Origin of the sequence: Paenibacillus nasutitermitis, assembly GCF_014641075.1 — a bacterium.
GTDB classification, from domain to species: domain Bacteria; phylum Bacillota; class Bacilli; order Paenibacillales; family Paenibacillaceae; genus Paenibacillus_Z; species Paenibacillus_Z nasutitermitis.
Map to the genome: position 1 here is coordinate 1,222,305 of NZ_BMHP01000002.1, position 21,634 is coordinate 1,243,938.

General features: G+C 53.1%; 18 protein-coding genes. 3 read left to right on the forward strand and 15 right to left on the reverse strand.

The features are described 5' to 3' along the window. Positions 1-15: 15 nt before the first annotated feature. The 11 genes from aroE to IEY46_RS15940 all read right to left on the reverse strand — a co-directional run bounded on the left by aroE (position 16) and on the right by IEY46_RS15940 (position 11,350). Positions 16-924 (reverse strand): shikimate dehydrogenase, encoded by a 909-nt coding sequence (aroE, locus tag IEY46_RS15895; protein WP_188992945.1) that lies wholly within the window; start codon positions 922-924, stop codon positions 16-18. A 49-nt stretch (positions 925-973) separates the two neighbouring features. Beyond that, a complete protein-coding gene (yqeH, locus tag IEY46_RS15900; protein ID WP_188992946.1) occupies positions 974-2,095 on the reverse strand; it encodes a ribosome biogenesis GTPase YqeH in 1,122 nt (373 codons plus the stop codon). Further along, entirely contained in the window at positions 2,085-2,618 is a 534-nt protein-coding gene (locus tag IEY46_RS15905) for a YqeG family HAD IIIA-type phosphatase (protein ID WP_188992947.1), read from the reverse strand. Before IEY46_RS15905 ends, yqeH begins: the two co-directional genes overlap by 11 nt. Before the next feature lie 236 nt (positions 2,619-2,854). Further along, positions 2,855-5,086 (reverse strand): DUF4129 domain-containing transglutaminase family protein, encoded by a 2,232-nt coding sequence (locus IEY46_RS15910; RefSeq protein WP_188992948.1) that lies wholly within the window; start codon positions 5,084-5,086, stop codon positions 2,855-2,857. Next, positions 5,083-6,345: a DUF58 domain-containing protein gene (locus IEY46_RS15915; protein ID WP_188992949.1), complete on the reverse strand. Its 1,263-nt coding sequence runs from the start codon at positions 6,343-6,345 to the stop codon at positions 5,083-5,085. The genes IEY46_RS15910 and IEY46_RS15915 overlap by 4 nt, the downstream gene beginning before the upstream one ends. A 5-nt stretch (positions 6,346-6,350) precedes the next feature. Then, positions 6,351-7,307, reverse strand: coding sequence for an AAA family ATPase (locus IEY46_RS15920; RefSeq protein ID WP_188992950.1), 957 nt, complete (start codon positions 7,305-7,307; stop codon positions 6,351-6,353). Between the two features lie 433 nt (positions 7,308-7,740). Continuing rightward, positions 7,741-8,091, reverse strand: a complete 351-nt coding sequence (gene spoVAE, locus IEY46_RS15925; RefSeq protein ID WP_188992951.1) for a stage V sporulation protein AE — start codon at positions 8,089-8,091, stop codon at positions 7,741-7,743. A 36-nt stretch (positions 8,092-8,127) separates the two neighbouring features. Continuing rightward, entirely contained in the window at positions 8,128-9,138 is a 1,011-nt protein-coding gene (spoVAD, locus tag IEY46_RS15930; RefSeq protein WP_188992952.1) for a stage V sporulation protein AD, read from the reverse strand. 2 nt (positions 9,139-9,140) lie between these two features. Then, positions 9,141-9,632 carry a stage V sporulation protein AC gene (gene spoVAC, locus IEY46_RS15935; RefSeq protein ID WP_188992953.1) on the reverse strand — a complete coding sequence of 164 codons (492 nt, stop codon included), beginning with the start codon at positions 9,630-9,632 and terminating at the stop codon, positions 9,141-9,143. Positions 9,633-10,018: 386 nt separating this feature from the next. Further along, entirely contained in the window at positions 10,019-10,144 is a 126-nt protein-coding gene (locus IEY46_RS36785; RefSeq protein WP_268239520.1) for a hypothetical protein, read from the reverse strand. Positions 10,145-10,225: 81 nt separating this feature from the next. Further along, a complete protein-coding gene (locus IEY46_RS15940; protein WP_188992954.1) occupies positions 10,226-11,350 on the reverse strand; it encodes a LacI family DNA-binding transcriptional regulator in 1,125 nt (374 codons plus the stop codon). 139 nt (positions 11,351-11,489) lie between these two features. On the opposite strand from IEY46_RS15940, the gene IEY46_RS15945 reads away from it, so the two are divergent. Both IEY46_RS15945 and IEY46_RS15950 read left to right on the forward strand, forming a co-directional pair. Then, positions 11,490-14,663, forward strand: a complete 3,174-nt coding sequence (locus tag IEY46_RS15945) for an alpha-amylase family protein (protein WP_188992955.1) — start codon at positions 11,490-11,492, stop codon at positions 14,661-14,663. A gap of 146 nt (positions 14,664-14,809) precedes the next feature. Beyond that, the gene (locus IEY46_RS15950; protein WP_188992956.1) at positions 14,810-16,327 is read left to right on the forward strand and encodes a DHA2 family efflux MFS transporter permease subunit; all 1,518 of its coding nucleotides are present in this window, start codon (positions 14,810-14,812) and stop codon (positions 16,325-16,327) included. A gap of 171 nt (positions 16,328-16,498) precedes the next feature. On the opposite strand, the gene IEY46_RS15955 is transcribed toward IEY46_RS15950, so the two are convergent. Next, the gene (locus IEY46_RS15955) at positions 16,499-17,065 is read right to left on the reverse strand and encodes a nitroreductase family protein (RefSeq protein ID WP_188993907.1); all 567 of its coding nucleotides are present in this window, start codon (positions 17,063-17,065) and stop codon (positions 16,499-16,501) included. A 597-nt stretch (positions 17,066-17,662) separates the two neighbouring features. Then, positions 17,663-18,097 carry a VOC family protein gene (locus tag IEY46_RS15960; RefSeq protein ID WP_308422804.1) on the reverse strand — a complete coding sequence of 145 codons (435 nt, stop codon included), beginning with the start codon at positions 18,095-18,097 and terminating at the stop codon, positions 17,663-17,665. Positions 18,098-18,339: 242 nt separating this feature from the next. Between IEY46_RS15960 and IEY46_RS15965 the strand changes: the two genes are divergently transcribed. Further along, a complete protein-coding gene (locus IEY46_RS15965; protein ID WP_188992958.1) occupies positions 18,340-19,230 on the forward strand; it encodes a sigma-70 family RNA polymerase sigma factor in 891 nt (296 codons plus the stop codon). Between the two features lie 124 nt (positions 19,231-19,354). Here IEY46_RS15965 and IEY46_RS15970 read toward each other — a convergent pair whose 3' ends face one another. Together IEY46_RS15970 and IEY46_RS15975 are read right to left on the reverse strand one after the other, a co-directional pair. Continuing rightward, positions 19,355-20,191: a sugar phosphate isomerase/epimerase family protein gene (locus IEY46_RS15970; protein WP_188992959.1), complete on the reverse strand. Its 837-nt coding sequence runs from the start codon at positions 20,189-20,191 to the stop codon at positions 19,355-19,357. 91 nt (positions 20,192-20,282) lie between these two features. Continuing rightward, positions 20,283-21,614, reverse strand: coding sequence for a hypothetical protein (locus IEY46_RS15975; protein ID WP_188992960.1), 1,332 nt, complete (start codon positions 21,612-21,614; stop codon positions 20,283-20,285). Positions 21,615-21,634: the final 20 nt, after the last annotated feature.

Below are 21,634 nucleotides of genomic sequence, written 5' to 3' on the forward strand. Positions count from 1 at the left end.
CCTTCTTTCATCATTTTAACGTCCTGTCCGGAAGGCTTCGAGTACAGCAGACCGCATGGCCTCGACGGGTGCCTCCTGGCCAGTCCAGAATTCAAAGGCATAAGCCCCCTGGTAAATGAACATGCCCAGTCCGCTGTGAATTTTGCAGCCCTGCTGCTTCGCCTCTGCAAGAAAGCGTGTCGTCATGGGATTGTAGATTAAATCACTGGCAATGGTTCCGGGAACCAGCCATCCGGCATCGGCTGGCGTTTCATCGACCTTGGGATGCATGCCGAGCGAAGTCGTATTGATCACAATATCCGCATCGCCGCATGCCTTCTTCAGCCCTTCATGGCCAATGGCATGCAGGCGCAGCCCCTCTGCCTGGCCCTCGAAGGCGGCTGCCATCTCTTCAGCCCGCGCAACCGTGCGGTTTGCGATCGTAATGGAGGATACTCCCTCGCGTGCCAGCGCGTACAATATCCCTCTTGTCGCGCCGCCTGCGCCTACAACCAGAATCCGTTTCCCGCTTAAATCCGGCTCCGCTTCTTCCTTCAGGGAGCGGACATAGCCGATGCCGTCGGTATTATAACCGACAAGGCGTCCATTATTGTTGACAATCGTATTAACCGCCCCGATTGCCTGTGCACTCTCATCAATTTCATCCAGCAGCGGCATAACAGCCAGCTTGTGGGGAATCGTCACGTTGATGCCCCTGATTCCCATCGCCCGCACGCCAGTAATAAAATCGGGCAATTGCTCCCCTGTAATATGGAAAGCGGTATAGATCCCGTTCAGGCCCGTTTCCCTGAAAGCCCGGTTCATCATAACGGGCGACTTGGAATGTTGTATCGGGTCGCCGATGACGCAGTACAGGACGGTATGGCTGTCTACCCTGTTCCCGGTTTGCCCGGCATGGAAGGTGTTCAAATTTGCTGCACTCATCCGTTCGCTCCTCTTCGCGGAAGTTGTACAAATACAATTCATGCTGTCTCTATATCAGTGCATCACGCAGCATTACCCGTATGCCTTTGGGCGCGTAAATATCCAGAAGCGCTCCTTCTGTGTCGTTGATTCTAATCCAGCCTAACCCGGATATGACGATATCCTTGTCGGTTCCGCGCTTGATTGTCATCCGGTGCCGCGTCCAGCCCGGAATGTCCTCCAGCTGTTCCCGGGTAGGCGGGGCTAGCATTTCCCCCCGGTGGTTGGCATACAGCTCGTCGGCCCGTTCAAGCTTGGTGCGGTGAACCGGAAGCGCATTGGACAGATAGAGCGTGAAGGACTGTCTCGGCCCCTCAACAAAATCGAATCTGGCCAGCGATCCGATAAACAAGGTCTGCTGCTCATTCAACTGGTATACGATTTGTTTGATCGGCTTGTCCGGCAGCAGGGCCTGCAGAACCCCGCGAGGAACCATTTCGGTCAGCCGGTGGTGGTAAACAATGCCCGGCGTATCGATAATATCATGTCCGTCGTCGAGCGGAATGTGAACCGCATCCAGCGTTGTGCCCGGATAGCGGGATGTGGTCAGCTCGCGGTCCAGATCGCTGTAATCGCGGATGATGCGGTTGATCAGTGTGGATTTACCGACATTGGTCGCACCCACAACATACACATCGCGATCGCCGCGATGCTCGGCCAGTGCCTGGACCACCCGGTCAAACCCGATATTGCGCTTCGCGCTGCACAAAACAATATCCACCGTTCGCAAACCCTGCGCTTTAGCTTGTTTTTGAACCCAATTAAGCAGCCGGTTCATATTCATGCCTTTGGGCAGCAGATCGACTTTATTGACAACCAGCAGTACCGGATTATTGCCGACAAACCGCTGGAGCCCCGAGATCAGGCTGCCCTCAAAGTCAAATAAATCGACAATATGAACGACCAGGCTGTTGGTTTCGGCTATGCCGCCCAGCAGTCTTAGAAAGTCGTCCTGATCAATGGCGACGGAAGACGCCTCATTGTAATTTTTGATACGGAAACAGCGTTGGCAGATTAAAGGCTCTCTCTCCAGCGCGGATTGCGGGATATATCCCAAATTTTCCACAGATTCCGTCTGCAGCTTCACCCCGCAGCCGGCGCATGTTCCCAGCTCTAATAACTCATTTGTCAAACTTATGTTCCTCCTCGGGCCACAGCCCTTTTTTGCGCAAACGGGAAAGGGCCACTCGCTCGATCCTGCGGTTGATCCTAGTCATGAATCCTTCATCAGCCGGTGAAATCGGGCTGACCAGAATCGTGAACAGTCCCATCCGCCGGCCGCCAAGAACATCTGTCATCATCTGATCGCCGATAACAGCCGTATGTTCCGCTGGCAGCTCCATAACCGTAAGCGCTCTGACAAACGCTCTGTTGGATGGTTTGCGGGCCGCATGGACAAATGGAATACGCAGCGGATCAGCGAATTTGGAGACGCGTGTTCGATGGTTATTGGATACGATGACAACCGTGAAGCCCAAATCGCGTACAACATCAAGCCATTTCACCAGCTCCGGTGTGGCAAGCGGCACTTTGGCGCCAACCAGTGTATTGTCCAGATCGGTTATGATCCCACGAATGCCCTGTTCCTTCAAGGCATGCAAATCGATATTGTAAATGGTATTGACGCGCATATGCGGCAACAGCCGTTCAAACATATTTTCGACTCCCCTGCTATCGCTATCAGGAAAAACTATACCATACAAAGGGAATTTGTTGCAAAGCGGATTGTTTCGGATGCTTGGACCTGATCCCGGAGAATTCCAACGGCGCACTGCCAAAATCGTTAGGATCTGCAAGGCAAATAACCGGAAGGCTCCTATGGGTGTCTTCCGGTTATTCTGTCCGCTATAACGGATTGAGCATGCATTTCCAATCAAGAAAAGCAACGCGCCTATCCAAGATGCTCCCGGATCTGCTTTACATTGCTGTCGAAGCGGTCCGCTTCTTCCTGGGTCAGCATTTGGCTGCTGTACATCGCTTTTTCGAATGTCCCGAGCACAACCCCGAACTCTGGCTGCAGGGAAGTTAATCTTCCGGACCAATGGGTCATGGTTTCCCGGACGGTCTCATGTTCCCGATGATCAAGGCCTTTTTTCCGGCAATATTTAATCAGTCGGTTCGTCTCTTTTACAATCATTTCATTCCTATTGCCGGTGCCTCTTCGATAACGGTGCCAAGCCGCGAGGATGGAGCGGAACCGAAGCAGCACAATGAATGCAGCGGCAGCGGCCAAGCCTGTGATATACACCCAGACCGGGATGCGGAAACTTTCCGCCGCTACCGTCTCTTCAACCTTAGCCGTATCCGTAGCTTCAACTTCCGGCAAAGGAGCGGCTTCTTCCTCCGGCACCATGTAAGGATACAGGAACCCTGCCGTCGGCTCGAAAGGCAGCCAGCCATAACCTTCAAAATAAACCTCTACCCATGAGTGGGCGTCCGCATTGCGAATCGTATACGTTCCGGCGCCATCCGGATTAGCCTCAAACCCCGGTACGCCCTGCATGCCCTGCATGCTCGGATCCATCGCTATCGAGCCGGGCGCATAGCCTTTTACCCATCTGGCGGGAACACCGGCGGAACGGGCCAGCACCACCATCGCAGAAGAGAAATAATCACAATAACCTTCCCTGATTTCAAACAGGAACGAGTCCACAAAATCGCTGCTGTTTTTCTTTGTTATATCCGGTTCGTTCGTGTACTTGAAATTCATCTGCAGGTAAGCTTCGATCACTTTGGCTTTATCATATGGCGTCGCCGCATCTTTCGTAATGTCCGCCGCCAGCTCCCTTACTCGCTCCGGGAGCTCAGGAGGCAGCTGCAGGTACATCGCATCGAGCTCTTTAGCCTGTTGAGCCGCTTTGCCTTCGCGCAGCGCTTCTTCATCGAGCAGCGTCACGTCAGACACAATCGAATAGGTCTGGGGATATTTGCCTGCGTTTCTCTGCGGCAGCCTCAGCTCCCAGGACTGCGGCAGCCAGTTCAGACGGGGAAGAGCGCCCTCTTCCTCATTTACGGAAATCACGCTTGATATCGGCCCGGCCCCGAACAACACCGGATATTTGTCCTCGCGCAGCATCGCAAAGGTCTGTTCCACTTGAGTTTTCTGCACGGAATCCGGCTGTCCGGCCGTCGGCAGCTTCTCATTCCTGGATATGGAAACCATCACATCTTCCTGACGTTCGCTGCGGGCTTCCTCCCACCCGCTTCCATTATAATAAGCTTTCGTTTCACCGCGCCAATAACTGCGTTTGGAGGTGGTCACGGTCATGACGGGCGAATAATCAAAAGTAAAGCCGCCGCCCAATTCATCGTCATTGCGGCTGTAGCCGGAGCGGGCGTCTCCCGGTTTTTTGACGACCGTTGCGCCTACGCCCTTATCCCCTACAAAAGAAGGCACCGTTTCCCCTCTGGATTCCTTCCAGGCCGTATAAGGGTCCGTCAGAATCGGTTTGATCGGAGGAACGAACAGCCCCGCCCCCATGAAAATGAGGAAGATAAGCAGCACGGGCAAAAATAGGCTTAGCGGGTAATCCAGCAGATGTCGCCAGCTATCGGGATGGTTTTGTTTAAAGCTCGAGAAATGACTGGCTACTAGCCAGGCAAGCCCTGTAAAGAGAATCCAGGCAATCTCGTCCCACAAATAAATCGGCGTGAACAAGGAATCCATGATGGCCAGGGAAAGCAGCGCAAGACCGGAGATCAAGATAATACCGGAGCGTTTCACCCGAAAAACCAGAATCAGGCGATAAATAATCCATACGGCCAGACTGATCCACAAAATCGGCGACAGCTGATTGAATTGCTCGCCAGCCCAGGACACCCAGTCCGCCGCTTTTCCTTTCTCACCGGTAAAAGAAACCCAATTAAAATCCGTAAACACGATATTCAGTACAAGAACAGCCAGCACCTGCAGAATACCCGAGATGATAACGGACGGAATGAATGCGATCAACAGAAAAGTGGTCAGCAGGAGGCCGTTGACGACGGTATAGGTTTCATCCCACCAGTATTCGCCAAGGCAGTTGATCCATTGGTAGATAATGATGCCGGTGAACAGCGCCGACAGCTTCAAATAAAGATCATTCATCAGCCATCTGCCCGGCCAGCGGGATATCGGTTTCATGCGCTCCCCCCTTCCAGGACGCCCGGAAGCTCATGCAAGGCGCCTAGCGAATGCGCCGCGTAGCCGCTTCGCTGCAGCAGCCTCAGCCAGTCCGCCCCTTTGGCCATTGTATCGGCTATATTTCCCGCGTTTATCGGGCTGGTAAGATGGATCAGCACGGGCACAGCGCTTTTACGGCTCAGCCACTCCATCGACCGCACCGCCTCCTCGCCGCCTTGCGGGCTTACTACCACCACAAAGGAACCGGCTGGTATGAGGGAGGAAGCTTGTCTGAGCATGCGGTATAACGGCGTCGCTCCGTCCGGCTGCACCTTCACAAGATGATTCATCAGCATCTGGCGGTGGTCGGACGAGGACTGCGGCGCGAAGCTGTCCATACTCTCTCCGGCGGATACCAGACCGACAGCTGTAGCACGCCGGAAGCCGAAATCCAGCAGGGAGGCAATGACGGATACGCCGGTTTCAAATTGCTCCTGATTGTCATAGGAAGCGGCGTAGCGGTCAAGGATAAATACCGTTCTCGGAAGTGATTCACGTTCAAATTCTTTTGACTTCCACTGCCCCGTTCTTGCTGTGGCGTTCCAGTGAATACGGGAGAGCCTGTCCCCATAAATATATTCGCGAACCCCGTTGATCTGGGTTGTCTCTTTCGCCGACAGACGGGATGAGGAAGTGGAGTAGGGACCTTTGACGCCCTGCTTCAGCTGCCGCCACTGCCGGATGGATACCATTCTCGGATACACGCTGAAGGGTACGGAAGATTCGAAGGACCCCGCATGCTCGAACAAGCCGAAAATATCGCGGGTCGAGCATTCCGTCGGCGCGAACTGATAAACGCCCCGCTCCAGCGGCGGCGTCGTATAGCTGACTTCCCCCGCTCTGCGGTAGCTGGGTACAAAAGAAGCTTCAAAAGGAACCGAGCTGCCGTTCTGCCGGATCAGCCGGTCGCGGACCAGAATATAAGGTATCGGCCATATGCCCGGCACCCGGATGGACAGTTGAACGTCCATTCTTGCTCCAGCCGCAAATGTCCGCCCGGACTGGGAAACGCCCCCCGCCGCATTGGATAGCCGCCGTTCGCCGGTCACGCTGCCGATCCCGCTCCATCTGCCCAGTACCAGATACAACAGCAGCACATTCAGGATACAGAACAGCATCAAGGAGGTTTTGCCGCCCTGAAACAACAGAAACATCAGGGAGCCGATATAGATCATGCCAAAAACCCGCCATCTGAACATCGTTGCTTTGGCCGTAAGCATATCCGTTAACGCTCCATCCGGACGGGTACGTTCGTTTCGCGAACGACCGTCTCAATAACTTCCTCCGCCGTAAGTCCATTCACTCTTGATTCCGTGTGAAGCATCATCCGGTGAGCGAGCACCGGCGAAGCGAGATGCTTGATATCATCAGGTATGATGTAATCGCGTTCCTGCAGAAAGGCGCTCGCTTTGGCTGCGGCTATGAGCGAAATGGCCGCGCGCGGGCTCGCGCCAAGCTGTACGCCTCTATGCTCGCGCGTGGCGCGTACAATGCGGACCAGATAATCGGCGACCGCTTCATCGACATGAACCCTTTTCACGCTTCCCATCATGAGCGCGATGCGTTCTATATCAGCAATGGGCAGCAAAGAATCCGCCGGTGCGGATGAGTTGGGGGAAAGCACCATCCGGCGTTCCGTTTCCTCGTCCGGGTAACCGAGCGTGATTTTCATCATAAAACGGTCCAATTGGGCTTCCGGAAGCGTATACGTCCCTTCGAACTCTATCGGGTTCTGGGTGGCGATCAACACAAAAGGAACAGGCAAAGCATACGATTCCCCATCCACGGTCACATGCCGCTCCTCCATGGCTTCAAGCAAAGCCGATTGCGTCTTGGTGGTTGCGCGGTTGATCTCGTCGACAAGCAGCAGATTGGCCATGACCGGGCCCGGCCGGAATATAAAAGCCTCATCTCTTGGATGGTAAATAGCCACTCCCGTAATATCGGTCGGAAGCAAATCAGGATTGCATTGAATACGCCTGAAGTGACCCCCGATTGTTCTGGCGAGCGCTTTCACAAGCTGCGTTTTACCCGTGCCGGGTACATCTTCGAGCAGAATATGCCCGCCTGCCAGCAGTGCGATCAGCAGACGCTCGATTTCAATTTTTTTACCCAGGATACAATTTTCTAGATTGCGGCGTATTTCACTGCATAACGAAAAGTCAGCGTTACGGTTGTCCATAGAAAAAAAACCTCCCGGATGATATAATCTCTAATCTGAAAATGATTTGGAAATAGAAGAAGAAACAGCTGTTCCCGGTACGAACCATATACGGCAATTAGCTGCATTTGGTTGCGTTCCACACGGTAAACGAAGCAAGTTTCTTCAAAATAGCCTATCAGGCTAACCTTTTTAAAATATCAGAACGTATAAAATTTGCCTATCCTTTTCTGATATTTCTGTGGGAAGAAACTTCTTGCACCAGTAAAGACGGCGTCAAGCCGTTTCTTCTTATGACGATTTTTAAATCAGAAGCAAATATGAATAAAAAAATGCATCATGTTATTATTTTACAAAATATAAATCCGGTCGTATAGCTATATATCCAACAAAAAAAATTGGAGAATCCCACAGGGGACCCTCCAATCCTGATTTTTCCCGCTCCGGCCTCTCGTTAACCTTTGGGTTTGACGACAAGCGCCGCCAGGAACGAGAAGATGATCGCAGCGGAAATCCCCGCGCTTGTCACATCGAATATACCCGTTATAACCCCAATCCAGCCATCGCGTTGAAGCTCGGTAAGGGCACCATGCACAAGCGCGTTTCCGAAACTTGTAATCGGTACGGTAGCCCCGGCGCCGGCAAACTTGATAAGCGGTTCATACCAGCCCACTCCATCCACTATAGCCCCCACAACAACCAGGGTTGCCATTGTGTGAGCAGGAGTCAGTTTAAAAACGTCAAACATCAGCTGGCCAATGACGCATATCGCGCCTCCAACAATAAATGCCCACAAATAAATCATGTACAGGATGCTCCTTTGCTAAAATATAGTTGCAGCTTAATGCGGCTGTTCAATCGCTACGGCATGGGCAATGCAGGGGATGCTCTCTCCCTGCTGATAAGACAATGGAGACAGCAGCGCACCCGTAGCCACTATGAGAATACGCCTCAGTTCCCCTCGTTTCATACGCTTCAGCAGATGGCCGTAAGTTACGACAGCGGAGCAGCCGCACCCGCTTCCGCCCGCTTGCACCTTCTGTTTGGCAACATCGTAAACCATCAGGCCGCAATCGTTAAAGACGGTTTGTTCCATCTGGACGCCATCGCGGCTGAGCAGATCTCTGGCAATAGGGAATCCTACCGAAGCCAGGTCCCCGGTTACGATCAGATCATAGTCACCTGGCTCGCGCCCGGTGTCCTGGAAATGCGTCTGGATCGTGTCCACCGCCGCAGGCGCCATTGCAGCTCCCATATTGAACGGATCCTTGATACCAAGGTCAGCGATTTTGCCGATGGTCGCGCATTCCACAACCGGTCCTTCCCCTTCGGCCGCCACCACCACAGCCCCTGCGCCCGTAACGGTATACTGGGCGGTAGGCGGCTTCTGCGAGCCGTATTCGGTCGGATAACGAAACTGCTTTTCCGCTGTGCAGTTATGGCTGCAGGTGCCCGCCAGCACATAGGAACCCGAGCCGGAATTAACGATCAGCGAGGCGATGGCCAGCGATTCCATAGAGGTCGAGCACGCCCCGAACACACCCAGATAAGGAGCGCCGACGGTCCGGGCTGCAAAGCTGTTGCTGATGATCTGGTTCATCAGATCGCCGCCGACATAAAATTGCAGCTGCTGCTTGGTCAGCCCGGCGCTCTGGATGGCCAAATCAGATGCCTGCTCCAGCAGAAGCCGCTCCGCCTTCTCCCAAGTTTTCTGCTGTAAATCCAGCATGGGATGGATCAGATCGAAATCGGCAGCCAAGGGCCCGTCCCCTTCATCAGGTCCGACAACGGTTGCGGAACCGATTATCACGGGCCGTTTGTCAAACCACCACGTTTGCTTGCCTCGCAGCATGGTTAATGCCCTCCTATTCCGAACACCCAGTAAATGATGCCAACAAAAAAGGCAGCAACCGTTCCGAATACGATAACGGAGCCTGCGAGCTTGAACATATTTCCTCCTACCCCAAGCACCAGTCCCTCGCTGCGATGCTCCAGAGCGGCTGAGCTCATGGCGTTGGCGAAGCCCGTAACCGGAACGGCGGAGCCGGCTCCCGCCCATTGGGCAAGCTTGTCATATACACCCAGGCACGTCAGAATAACGGAAATCAGAATGAGGACAGCTACCGTGGGGTTGCCAGCCTCGGTTTGCGTCATCTTGAAGGCGTAGGCGAAAAAGTCCTGCATGGCTTGTCCGACCAGACAGATCAAACCGCCGACCACAAAGGCTTTCAGACAGTTCTTTGCAACCGGCCTGCCCGGCTCACGCGACTTGGCGAAGGATTGGTATTCTTTGGGTGACATCGTCATTTTTTTGTATTTGCTTTTCTCTGCACTTTTGGTTGTCATTGTTCACCCCATAACTATATTCTTACAGGCTTTTTTTTGGAAAACACGTTTGTCGACCAATTTCCAATTAAGCAAGGCATAAGCTGGTGCTTGTAGTATTTGTTATGACAGAAGAGCTTATGCCATAAACCTGTTTTTAGGCTGCCTGCACATGAAAGAAAGACAATAAGGGAATGCAGTAGAAAAGGGTGATTTCACCCCCTGATAGCAATTAACTGTAAAATAAAGGAATACAAGAAGAAAAGGCTGCGCCGTCCTCTGGCGGCAAAATTAGTTTCTCCCCTTAGACCTTATAGAAATTTATAGTTTGAAACGTATAAATCCTATAAGGTCAGCAAAAAACCTCCGGCCTCAGCCGAAGGGAACTTGTTTGCCCATGATTCTATTTACCAGCCTGCCATCATTGCAATCAGCAGCAGGACAAGCAGAACGTAAAAGACCAGCACCAGCAGCAGAACCATTTCTCTTGTTTGCCGCATATTGTACCCCTTTCGGCTTTTAGGAATAGGCATTTGTTGCATCCTATGCGGGCAGGGGCACACCTGAGCCAGTCCTGAGCAAGATTAACAGCACAGCCAGAAGCAAAGGCATGCTTAACCCGAATATCGGACAATCAGTTTTGCTGAAAGAATCACTTTCTCATAAGGTGCTTCCGGGTACCTGCATCTGCGGACAAAGGTTTCAACCGCACGCATGCCCAGCCGCTCCTTCGCGAGGTCAATTGTCGTCAAGGGGACCGCCGCCTTCAAGCTCGCAGCCGTGTTATCAATACCAAGCACACGGCATTGACCGGGGAACCCGACGCCATATAGCCGAAGGAGATCCAGCAGCTCCAAGGCAATGTCATCGTTGGCGCATATCATACCGTCCGGCAGGTCAAGGCTCTCGATAGCCGCTCCTATGCGTCTTTTGAGCGACTGTTTCCAGGATGAAGAAGCGCCGTAAGGAATGGTCCATTTCTTCAATTGTATGGGAGTACCAGCGCCTGTTGGACTGGCGGCATGCTTCAATCCCGTTGGTATCAGCTTTCGTCTTCCCTGCCCGTTATAATCGTCCAATGCAATCCGGCAGCCCCAGAACCGTTCTCTGAAGCTGACGGCAAACCGGTCATGACCGACAAAAACAATCGATTTGCAGCCCTGCGTTGCCAATTGGCTGCAGGCCATTCTGCCTGCCTCCACATTATCATTGAGCACCGCATCGGCACCTGCGACCGTTTCTTCATGATCGACGAGCACCATGGGCAGTCCTGTCCGTTTAAGTCGTAGCAGCAGTGCAACCGGGCACTTGCCCGCAATAATAAAACCTTTTGTCTCAGCGAGCGGAAATCCGACCAGTTCACCCAGGCTGCTTGCTTTCTCGCCAATCTTGTCCAATATGAAATAATGCGGGATCAGACCGAACTCCTTACAGCCTGCGTCAATTCCTTCCTTGACCCGACGCCAAAATAAAGGTTCCTCCGCATGGAGCCCATTCAGGCCGATCAGGATGGTTTCCGCCGCTTCCTTCGGCCCGGATGAGGCATTCGATTCGGCGCCGGAACCGGATGCTGCAGGCCCCCGGGACTGAATCCGGTATCCCAGAGCGGCTGCCATAGCCGTCACTTCGCGGCGTGTCGCCTCGCTGACTCCCGGTTTGCCGGACAAAGCCTGGGAAACCGTATACTTGGAGACCCCCAACCGGTCAGCAATTTGCTGCATGGAGATTTTTTGCGCCATGATCTTTCTCCTTTCAAAAAAAAGTTGACTTTTACTTGCCGTATCACTATTGTATGCGCCAAACAGAGAAACAAACAACCTAACAAAACAAACAAATCTCGCTCACTTGCAGAGAAACTAAAATGGGATGGTGTAAAAAATGAACAAAACCGTGCTTTTCTATGATGAATCGTTTCCTTATCAGGGACAAAGACCAGGCAAAACACAGCTTTCCCGCATGAAAGAGTTATTTGTAGTGGCAGACGCCAGTCAGCTGGCTGAAGCGCTTGCCGATGCCGAGGTGCTGGTGCACCTTCATGGCGCTTATTTCCCCAAAGAAGCCTGGACGGCTATTTTCAACCATGTCGCACAGGGCAAAGGCCTGCTGCATGCCGGGGGAGCTCCTTTCAAAATACCGGTATACCGCGAGGTAGACGCCTGGGTGGAAGAACCTGAACAAACCGCATACCACCAGCAGCTGCATATTCATGAGACGCTGCCGGTTTCCTTAAGCGGCATAGAGAAGCTTGTCCACAATGCGGATGTGCCGCTTTTTGCCAATGACGAGAAGCTGTTCACCCTTGAGCCTACTTTCGGACTTGTGCTGCATGTCACCCGCACCGATGACCATCCCGCCGAAGGAGGGACCGCAGGCCCGATGGACGCCCATATTTATCCGCTTCTGCGAGGCATCGGCGGCGATGGCCTGGAACGTGAGCTGTCTGCGCCCGCCGTTCTGCTGGAGCATACGAAAGGATTGTTCAGCGGCGGACGCTGGGTTTTGATCAATCAAGTACTGCAGGGGAATTTCTGGGAAAATGGTGGTCTGGATGCACTGGCAAAATGGGCTGCATTTGCCGCCAGCGGCGTAACCGAGCTATGGCTGAAGCCGAATTACGGCTCCTACGAGCCCGGCGAACGGGCGATCTTCATGATTCAAGGTCAGCTGATGCCTGCTGCACGCAAGCAATCCAGCCAAATGGACAAAGAGGAATGGACCTTCAAGCTCCGCGTCATGCGTTCGCTTCAAAGCACGGAAGCCAATCCGAATCCTGTCTTCTCATACGGCTCCGACCGTTTTACGGAAATCTGGAAGGCGGAGCAGGTAATTGCCATCGGGCGCGAGCTGACGATTAAGCGGATTGCGATGCCGATATCGCTGGAAGCCGGCTATTACGCAGTTGAATGCGAAGCGGTTTCCCCGTCCGGCGAGCGCCGGATTCTTCGGCAAGGATTCTGGGGATTTGACCAGGAGCTGCTTTCCACCGGAGACTACATGACCTGCGACCGGGATTATTTCATCAAGGACGGCCGTCCGCTGCCAATCGTAGGCATGACCTACATGACCAGCGATGTGGCACGAAAATATTTATTCCTGCCGAATGCCGCCGTTTGGGACCGCGATATGGCCCAGATGAAACGGGCCGGAATCAATCTGATCCGTACCGGAATCTGGACCGCCTGGCGCAGCATCATGTTCGTGGACGGCCATCCTTATGAGGAAGTGCTGCGGGCTATCGACGCCTTTATTCTAACAGCCAAACGCCATGATCTGGAGGTCACCTTCAATTTCTTCTCTTTCACTCCGGAAACCTGGGAAGGCGTTAATCCTTATCTGGATCCGCGCAGCGTGGAAGCCCAAAAGCGATTCATCGCCGCGATCGTTTCGCGTCACGAGCAATCGAAGCATTTGCATTGGGATTTGATCAACGAGCCGAGCATGTTTGATCCCAAACGGATTTTTGAAGGGCCTCGTTCAGCCCATGATCCGTTCGAACACGCTCATTTTGTGGCATGGCTGCAGGAGCGCCACGGTACGATCCGCCTGCTGCAGGAACGGTGGAATATGACCCCTGGGGAGCTTCCGTCCTTCGAGGCGGTGCGACTTCCGGAGCCGGAGGACATTAATTTCCTAACGACTGAACGCACAACCAAACACGGCGGCCCTTGGCTTGATTACACCTTGTTTACCATGGACATGCATAACCGCTGGGCAGCCCAGCTGATTGAAACGATCCGCTCGATCCAGCCGAAGCAGATGGTTACGGTCGGACAGGATGAAGGTCTTGGCGCACAGCGTCCGTCACCATTCTTCTATGCCGAAGAGGTGGATTATACAACGGTCCATTCCTGGTGGAAAATGGATGACCTTGTCTGGGACGGCGTATTTACCAAGGCGCTCGACAAACCCAATCTGATTCAGGAAACCGGCATCATGTATGTGGAAACGCCGGACGGGCGGGCAAAACGCAGTGAAGAAGAGCTCCGCAACATTCTGGAGCGCAAATACGCCTACTCTTTCTCTACCGGAGGAGCGGGAGCGGTGCAGTGGATCTGGAATATCAACTTCTATATGAACAACATCAACGAATCCCATATCGGCGCCCTGCGTGCTGACGGAACGGAAAAACCGGAAGCGGCGGTTTCCTACGACTTTGGCTCCTTCATCGCGCAAATCCGCGATTTGTTTCAGGGCAGGAAGCTGGAGGAGGTTGCGCTTGTCTATCCGTATTCCAATGATTTCTCCAGCCGCAATTTGGCTTATGACGCCACTACCCGACTGGTGAGAACCTTGTCCTACGCCATGAACGTCCATGCGCTGGGCATCAGTGAATATCATCTGGAACAGCTGGGCGAAATCAAGCCCAAGCTCATCATCGTGCCTAGCCCGCATAACTTCACTCAGGCAGCACTGGATGCTCTAACAGCCTATGTCCGTGAAAACGGCGGTGTCCTACTGTTCACTGGACCTGCCGGACTGGATGAATATTGGCGGCCTACCGGGCGCAAAGAGGATGAATTCGGCGCCCTGGCAAACGATACGAAGGTCAGCAATCTGCTTCGCGAGGAACTGCTGGAGGTGGGCGGCTCGCTGCTCCCGGTCTCATTCGGAGGTACGAGAATTGCTGACAGCAACAAGCAGACCGATCCCAATTCCAACGGTCCGGCCAGTCTTGCGGACATTGCGCTTGGGAAAGGAAGGCTGCTCTATTGCCCGCTTCCACTGGAGCTTAATGAACGCATCGAGCCGCTAATCGCGGTGTATAATGAAGCGCTCAATCGCGCCGGCGTAAGCAGCGAACTCGAATGGCTGCGCGGCGGGGAGCTGCCAGGGATTTACGGACGCAAGCTGACGTTTGCTACAGGCGCCCTCTACATCTTCGTATCGGAGCTGGGTATTGATGCGGATATCGAAGTTCGCGATCCGCATACCGACAAAATTTACTCCTTTACGCTGGAGCAGGAGCGTTCCGTCCTGTTTGCCGCAGATCAGGCAGGCACTGTGACAGCCGTTTACCGTCCGGGCGAAGTACAGATCCACACACAAGATTAATTTACGTTTCCCGGCCTTTTCGTATGATTGTCCTGACAATCATGCGGAAGGGCTTTTTTTACTTCCTTATATTGACAAAATAGCCCAGGCTCTTTAGGATACAACGATAGGAGTTCTTTATTATAGAGAAAATGAGGGATGAAGAGATGGAGAAAACAACTGCGAAGAGCAGTCCTGCTGCGGAAGAGTTTCGACTGACGAGTATCATGGTCCCTCTGCTTGCCATTATTGCGGGCGTGTTTATGGTTATCCTCGATTCCACAGCTATGAATGTGGCGCTGACAAAGCTTGCCGCGGATTTCAACACGGGACTGCCGACCCTGCAGTGGACCGTTACGGCTTATCTGCTTGCACAAGCGGCTGTTATCCCCTTAGCCGGCTGGCTGTCGGACCGGTACGGAGCCAAAACTATTTTTCTGACATCCGTTTGTCTTTTTACTATCGGATCTGTCTTGTGCGCCACCCCGAATAAAGCGGAATGGCTGATCGTATTTCGCGTCCTGCAGGGACTCGGAGGGGGGTTTGTGCTTCCGGTAGCCATGGCTTATGTGTTTCGTCTCAGCCCGCCCCATAAAGTCGGAGCCGTCATGGGTATGATGGGCGTTCCCATCCTGTTTGCTCCCGCCATCGGTCCCACTTTATCCGGCTGGCTGGTGGAATATCACTCCTGGAGATGGATTTTTCTTCTGAACATTCCCATCGGTATTATATGTCTGCTGATCGGCATAAAATATCTCCCGAAAGTTACCCGCAATTCTGTTGCCGGGATGGACTGGATCGGGATGATTCTTGGTCCTCTGGCTTTCGCTTCCTTATCCTACGGCGTTAGTGAAGGCGCCCACAGCTGGACATCGGACAAAACCCTAACCGGACTTATTGTAGGCGGTATCGCCCTGGTCGCCTTCATTATCGTGGAGTTGAAAGTACGCACCCCCCTGCTTGAGCTGAGGGTTTTCCGATCTATTGACTTCTCTCTCGGTATCCTGGTGCAGTGGGTGGGACAGTTCGCTTTATATGGCGCAATCTTCCTGATGCCTCAATTTCTGCAGCAGGCCCGCGGGTATGGAGCCTTCGATACGGGACTTATCCTCATTCCCCAAGCACTGGCATCCGGTTTAATGATGCCGCTATCGGGATTCCTGTTCGATAAGATCGGCGTCCGCTGGCTGGTAGTCGCCGGACTCAGTCTCGTATCCGGCGCCATCTATCAATATTCCCTGGTAGATGCCACGACGGTGGGCAGCGACCTGATTCTGCCGCTTATTATGGCGGGAATGGGCATGGGGCTGATGATGATGCCGCTCAATACGCATCTGATGAGCAAAGCGCCGCGAAATCTGGTCAGCCGCGTTACGGCCTTGACCAATGGCTTGCAGATGGTCATCAACTCCTTGGCTGTCGCATCGCTCGTCACCATTTTGACCTCGAAAATAAAGCATAATGTGAGCGATCTTGCGGTCAGCACCGCGGATGGGGCTGCCGTTGATCCTAAACTCATGCTTGAAGCCAGTATCAACGGATACGCAGGCACCTTCCACATCATGATCTTCATCGCCCTGTTCGGCGCCGTCCTTGGCCTGGTGCTCAGACGCGGCAGCCAGCAAGCCGTCGAAGCCGCCGCATCACCGGGAGATAAAGCGCAAGCTGGAATCATGCACGGATAGCCATTAGCCGCGGAACGGGTGTGGTTTAGGAATGGGATCTGTTTGAGAGAAAGACCTCAAAACAGCAATGACCCGGCAAAGAGGCGCTTGATGCAGCGCCCTTTGGCCGGGTCATTTTTTGAGTGGAACATTCTATTCCTCTATATAGGTGTTATCGGCTCCCTGAGTTTCTTATTCTATCCATTCCGTCTTGCTTGCCGCGCTTTCACGACGTCCCTGCGGCTGCATGTCCGGCACTCCCAGATAGATGAAGCCTAACATCTTGTCCTGCGGGCGCAGGCCGAAGCTCTCATTCATCATAGGATGGAAACAGGGCTCTCCTGTGCGCCAAACGGCGCCCAGCCCAAGTGAATGAATCGCTAGCAGCATATTCTGTATAGCCGCGAACACCGCACCGTATTCCTCCAGCTCAATTACGCCTTTGGCATCGCTCGGTTCAACAGCCACCCCGATAATAACGGGTGAACGGAACGCCTTCTGACGGGCCGAATCGGCTTTCTTCACGCTTTCATCCGAGGTTGGATCAGAATCAGCAGCAAGCGCAATGCCTGCATAAGCATCACCCAGACGCTGCCGTCCGTTTCCCGACATAACAAAAAAACGCCAAGGCTGCGTCAATCTATGGTTCGGCGCCCAAATCCCGGCCTCCAGAATCGTTTCAATCTGTTCTTTGGCAATGGGCTCGTCTTTCACTTTCCCGATGCTTCTTCTCGTATGAATCGCTTCAATAATATTCAACTTGATCATTCTCCTTCCACTCTCATGTCCGCTCTCTTCATCCTAACATAACCGGCCGTTGTCTGCATGTTTGACTCAAAAACCCGCCAAAAGCCTCGATTACAAACGGCGCGTTCTTCGACGCCTCTTGTGTTTCCGGTTTATTCTTCTTATGTATTTCATTCCTGCGCAAAACAGCCCCTGATCCACAAGGTGGACCAGAGGCTGCCGCTAATTATTATGCATGGTCTATCGCTTTACCGTAGGAACGTTGCTTCTCCTAGCAGAGGAAGGAACGAGTGATGATGACGAGCAAGATGAACAGTACCAGGATACCGCCTGCACCAGTGAAACCACCGCAGCCACCGTAGCCACCCACGCCACCTACCGGCGCACATGCACCAACACCGCCAACTTGGTTACCATATCCGTATGACACCTGCAAAACTCCCTTCGTTTTTTACTACTCTGCATTGTATGGGGACGGCAGGTATCATGCCTGTGCGTTTGCCCCTCCATGGCAAAAGCCCAGCGGTATCAGCAAGCTGATGGAGAGATATGAGGGCGATCTCAAGAAGTGAATGTGTTTATGAGGCAATAAATCAATGGAGCAATAGATCACTGACGTCCTTTTGTAAGGATCCGGAACGTGATACCGAATTTATCCGTTACATTGCCGTAAGCGGGGCTGAAGAAACTTGCCTCTAGCGGGTTATTCACTCGACCGCCTTGCTTCAATGCTTCGAAATATTGGGTAGCTTTTTCTTTATCGTCGGTTTGAACAACGATAGTGATTTGCGTTCCCTTCTCGTAGGTGCTTCCGGTAACATTATCGGTAATCTGTAGTTCGGAATCGCCAATTCTCAAGACAGCGTAATTCACCCAGTCCTTCTTTTCCGGCAGCAGTGGAACTTCCGGATTTTCCGGCATGTCTCCGAATCGAAGGATATAAGTGACCTTGGCATCGAGCGCCTTCACATATAAATCGATGGCTTCATTCGCGCTTCCATTCATTTCAAGAAAAGGGATCAAACTCGCACTCACAACAATCATCTCCTCGGGTTAAATGTTTTCAACAAACAACCGGTAGACTCTTCTTTCACATAGCCCGGTTTTCCATGTCACTAACTATGTCGTAAGTCATGAAGGTAACGTGACAGAAATGGCGAAAAGTGCGTTAATGAAAAAATTTGAAAATCAAAACTGTAATTTTTCGTAAATTCCCGTCACATTTACTGAATTTCTTACGACAAATAAGTAAGTAAATAAGAAACGTAGGGAGGGATTCGTGGCGCATGAACGATCACAACTGGCTTATTGAACAATTCGAGACGCATCGGAATCATATACAAGCGGTGGCTTACCGGATGCTCGGATCACGGAGCGAAGCAGATGACGCTGTACAGGAATCATGGATCCGTCTTATTCACTCAAATACGGGCGAAGTCGAGAATATGGGAGGCTGGCTGACAACCATTGTCTCGAGGGTGTGTCTTGATATGCTGCGAACACGCAAGTCGAGGCGTGAAGAGCATGTGATGGCTAACGCACCGGAACCGGTTACTGGTCATCAAGACGGAAGCGATCCCGAGTATGAAGCGCTGATGGCTGACTCCGTCGGACTTGCGATGCTCGTAGTTCTCGAGAAATTGAATCCTGCTGAACGCGTTGCGTTCGTACTTCATGATATATTCGCCTTGTCTTTCTCGGAGATCGCTCTCATTATTGGACGCAACGAGGCCGCAGCGAGACAGCTTGCGAGCCGCGCTCGCCGCCGAGTCCAGGGTACCAAATCGACTTCGGATTCTGCGGAGCTTCAGCGAAAAAGGGAGCTTGTCGATGCATTCCTCGCCGCGTCGCGTAACGGAGACTTTGAGAAACTGCTTACGGTATTGGACCCGAATGTCGTACTTCGAAACGACCCCGTATTCGCGCCAGTCGCAAATGCGCCGGTTGTTCGCGGCTTAGAGGCCGTGGCCAAGCAGGCCAAGCAATTCGCCGATCGTGCCCGGGGCGGCATGAAACCGGTGCTCGTGAACGGATCGGTAGGCGTCATCGCGGGTCATTTGGATCAACCGATATTCATTCTCGCATTCACGGTTGTCGATGGCAAGATCACCGAGATCGGCATGATTGCCGACCAGGCACGCCTTCGCGGGCTCGACATCGCCGATTTGAACGATTGATGGCTGAAGAGCTAAGGAACTGTAACAACACGGCGGCTTAAGAACAATCAAAAAAAGCGGAGGCATCTAACTTTGCCCCCGCTTTTTTTTGATTGTTGCGCTCGTAAACCTTGCAATGGTGTGCTTATAAACCCGCAGCCTGAAACACTTTATCAAAACCCGCTTTGGACCGCTTGGCCAACTGCTCCGGCGAATCCGATGGCGGGTTCGCCGAGAGGATTTCCTGGGCGACGGCTCCGCGGTACCCGATTTTGTTCAGCGCCTGCAGGAAACCTGCCAAATCGATGACGCCTTCGCCAGGATAGATGCGGCCGTTGTCCAGCGCTTCCGATACCGGCACATCCGGAGCATCATTGATATGGACATGTACGATCTGATCGGCGCGAAGAGCTTCGATATCCGCAACTGTCAGCTCATTGGTATACCAGTGGTATGCATCGAACAACAAGCCGACATTAGGCTCTCCGATCGCCTCGATCCAATCCAGTGTCTCCTGTACGGTCCAGATAAACGGATTTTTCCATGCGGTACGCAGATGATGAGGACCAACGAACTCAAGGCCCAGTCTGATTCCATAAGCGCCTAAAATTTGTGCGCAGATCCGCAGGCGGCGTGTAGCCAGCGTCATGAAATGCGCCGCTTTGTAATCCGTTGACGGCAGGATGTATGTGCAGCAGCTCGTGCAGCCCAGGGATGCAGCCGCGGCAGCCACCTGCGTCAATTTCGTCAAGCCCTTCTGGAAATCCTCATCCGTCTTTCTCCACTCTACAGGAAGACCGATACTGCCGATCACAAGATTATGGCTTGCGAGCAGTTCGCGAGCTCCTTCAACGCCATGGCGCTCCACCAAGCCTTGCGCATCCACATCCACGGCTTGAAAGCCATATTCAGAAGCCAATGCAATAAGCTGTTCATCATTTTCAACTTTGCCGAGTCCGGCGGAAGTCAAACCTCTAAGCATTCTCTGCACCTCCATATAATAGAAAGGAATACCTATTTACGTTCCTCAATAAGTATATCAGTTTCATAGAAGGCTTCAACCTTAACCTTAATTAATCGAACCAGATCAGCTGAAGATCCTTGACAACGGATGGGTGCAGAAATGATCCGTCAGCCCGCGCATAAACCTTGACGTTATGAGTGCCGGGACTCAGCGCCCCGCTGCCCGCTGCCAAATAACTGGCCGTCAGCGTCCGCTGGCTGTCGCCGTTCGGCGAGGCCAGCTGCTGAACGCCAAGCGAGCCGACATCCACCCCGTCAATATTCAACCATAGTTTAACCGTCCCGCCGAGATCCGTTTGATCGCATTGGATACGCGTTTTGGCCATGAACATGACGGTGCCGTTATGGCCGCTCGGAACCGTAAGCGTGGAGCCTGAGATCTGATAGTCTGTACCTGTCCCGATATTCAGCCAATCCACGGCATTGTTCGAGCTGGTACTGGTCGGGGCCGATCCGGCAACCGTCATCCCCCCATTCAGACAAATCAGCGTGCTTCCTGCTCCTACCTTGTATTGCACGCCATCCTCTCCCTGCGCTCCGCTCCATGGAAATTCCGAAGCATCCAGCGACAAGGTATAAGTCCCAACCGTATTGATCAGCGCATGGGTGTACAGTGGAGCCTGATTCTCGGCGCCTGACCATAGATCATTCACCGTCCACATTCCTTCGTTATTAGGGAGTGCCGTGCCACTGCGGTAAATACCGAGCATGGCGTCGCCTGAACCGCCGGACATATATGCTCTCGCGGACCCCAATGCAATGACCGGACCCGATGCGTTCGTCACGCTGCAGCTTAAGAGGGAGCTGTGCGGCAGCACCGTTGTTCCCGGTATATAACCGGTTCCGGTAGAGAAATTGAAGACTCCGCTGTCGCTGGTCAAGCTGCTTGCGCTTACGGAAGCCGCAGGCGTAGCCAGGATCGACAGATTGGAACGGGCTCCGACTGTGAACCCGACTCCGTTCAGACTTCTGGCCTCCAGGGAAATCGTATGGCTTCCGGACGGCACCGTCACCGCCGCAATCGCGTTATAGGAATGCTGCTGACGGTTCGTACTGACGCTCCAATCCATAATGGCGTCGCTGCCCGGATAAGCGGAGTCCACCTTGATCCGAACGCCGGCGATTGCGCCGCCGCCGGATGGATAGTACCGCCCGTCAGATTGAATGAGCAAAGTGGTTGTGGCGGAAAAGTTAATGGTTTTGGTCAGCAGCGTTGTCGCACTGTTGACGGCAGTATCGCCAGCAAGCTGCAAATAGGCGCTTGTGCTGCCCGCTGCGTAGGTCTTGTTCGTGCCGCCAGTACCAGGCAGCATGGAAACCAAAGTAAAAATAAACAGGAATGCGATTCGAATCCCTACATGCTGACGTTTCGGGTTCTTCATGCCATTGACCTCCTAATTTT

Bases quoted from the DNA above. Each gene is read 5' to 3' on its own strand.
- IEY46_RS15960 (WP_308422804.1), bottom strand. From the start codon at position 18,097: ATGATTGTTGTGAGTGCGAGTTTGATCCCTTTTCTTGAAATGAATGGA.
- aroE (WP_188992945.1), bottom strand. From the start codon at position 924: ATGAGTGCAGCAAATTTGAACACCTTCCATGCCGGGCAAACCGGGAAC.
- IEY46_RS15940 (WP_188992954.1), bottom strand. From the start codon at position 11,350: ATGGCGCAAAAAATCTCCATGCAGCAAATTGCTGACCGGTTGGGGGTC.
- IEY46_RS15970 (WP_188992959.1), bottom strand. From the start codon at position 20,191: ATGCTTAGAGGTTTGACTTCCGCCGGACTCGGCAAAGTTGAAAATGAT.
- IEY46_RS15905 (WP_188992947.1), bottom strand. From the start codon at position 2,618: ATGTTTGAACGGCTGTTGCCGCATATGCGCGTCAATACCATTTACAAT.
- IEY46_RS15945 (WP_188992955.1), top strand. From the start codon at position 11,490: ATGAACAAAACCGTGCTTTTCTATGATGAATCGTTTCCTTATCAGGGA.
- IEY46_RS15965 (WP_188992958.1), top strand. From the start codon at position 18,340: ATGAACGATCACAACTGGCTTATTGAACAATTCGAGACGCATCGGAAT.
- IEY46_RS36785 (WP_268239520.1), bottom strand. From the start codon at position 10,144: ATGCCTATTCCTAAAAGCCGAAAGGGGTACAATATGCGGCAAACAAGA.
- IEY46_RS15950 (WP_188992956.1), top strand. From the start codon at position 14,810: ATGGAGAAAACAACTGCGAAGAGCAGTCCTGCTGCGGAAGAGTTTCGA.
- IEY46_RS15910 (WP_188992948.1), bottom strand. From the start codon at position 5,086: ATGAAACCGATATCCCGCTGGCCGGGCAGATGGCTGATGAATGATCTT.
- IEY46_RS15975 (WP_188992960.1), bottom strand. From the start codon at position 21,614: ATGAAGAACCCGAAACGTCAGCATGTAGGGATTCGAATCGCATTCCTG.
- IEY46_RS15915 (WP_188992949.1), bottom strand. From the start codon at position 6,345: ATGCTTACGGCCAAAGCAACGATGTTCAGATGGCGGGTTTTTGGCATG.
- spoVAC (WP_188992953.1), bottom strand. From the start codon at position 9,632: ATGACAACCAAAAGTGCAGAGAAAAGCAAATACAAAAAAATGACGATG.
- spoVAE (WP_188992951.1), bottom strand. From the start codon at position 8,091: ATGATTTATTTGTGGGCATTTATTGTTGGAGGCGCGATATGCGTCATT.
- spoVAD (WP_188992952.1), bottom strand. From the start codon at position 9,138: ATGCTGCGAGGCAAGCAAACGTGGTGGTTTGACAAACGGCCCGTGATA.
- IEY46_RS15920 (WP_188992950.1), bottom strand. From the start codon at position 7,307: ATGGACAACCGTAACGCTGACTTTTCGTTATGCAGTGAAATACGCCGC.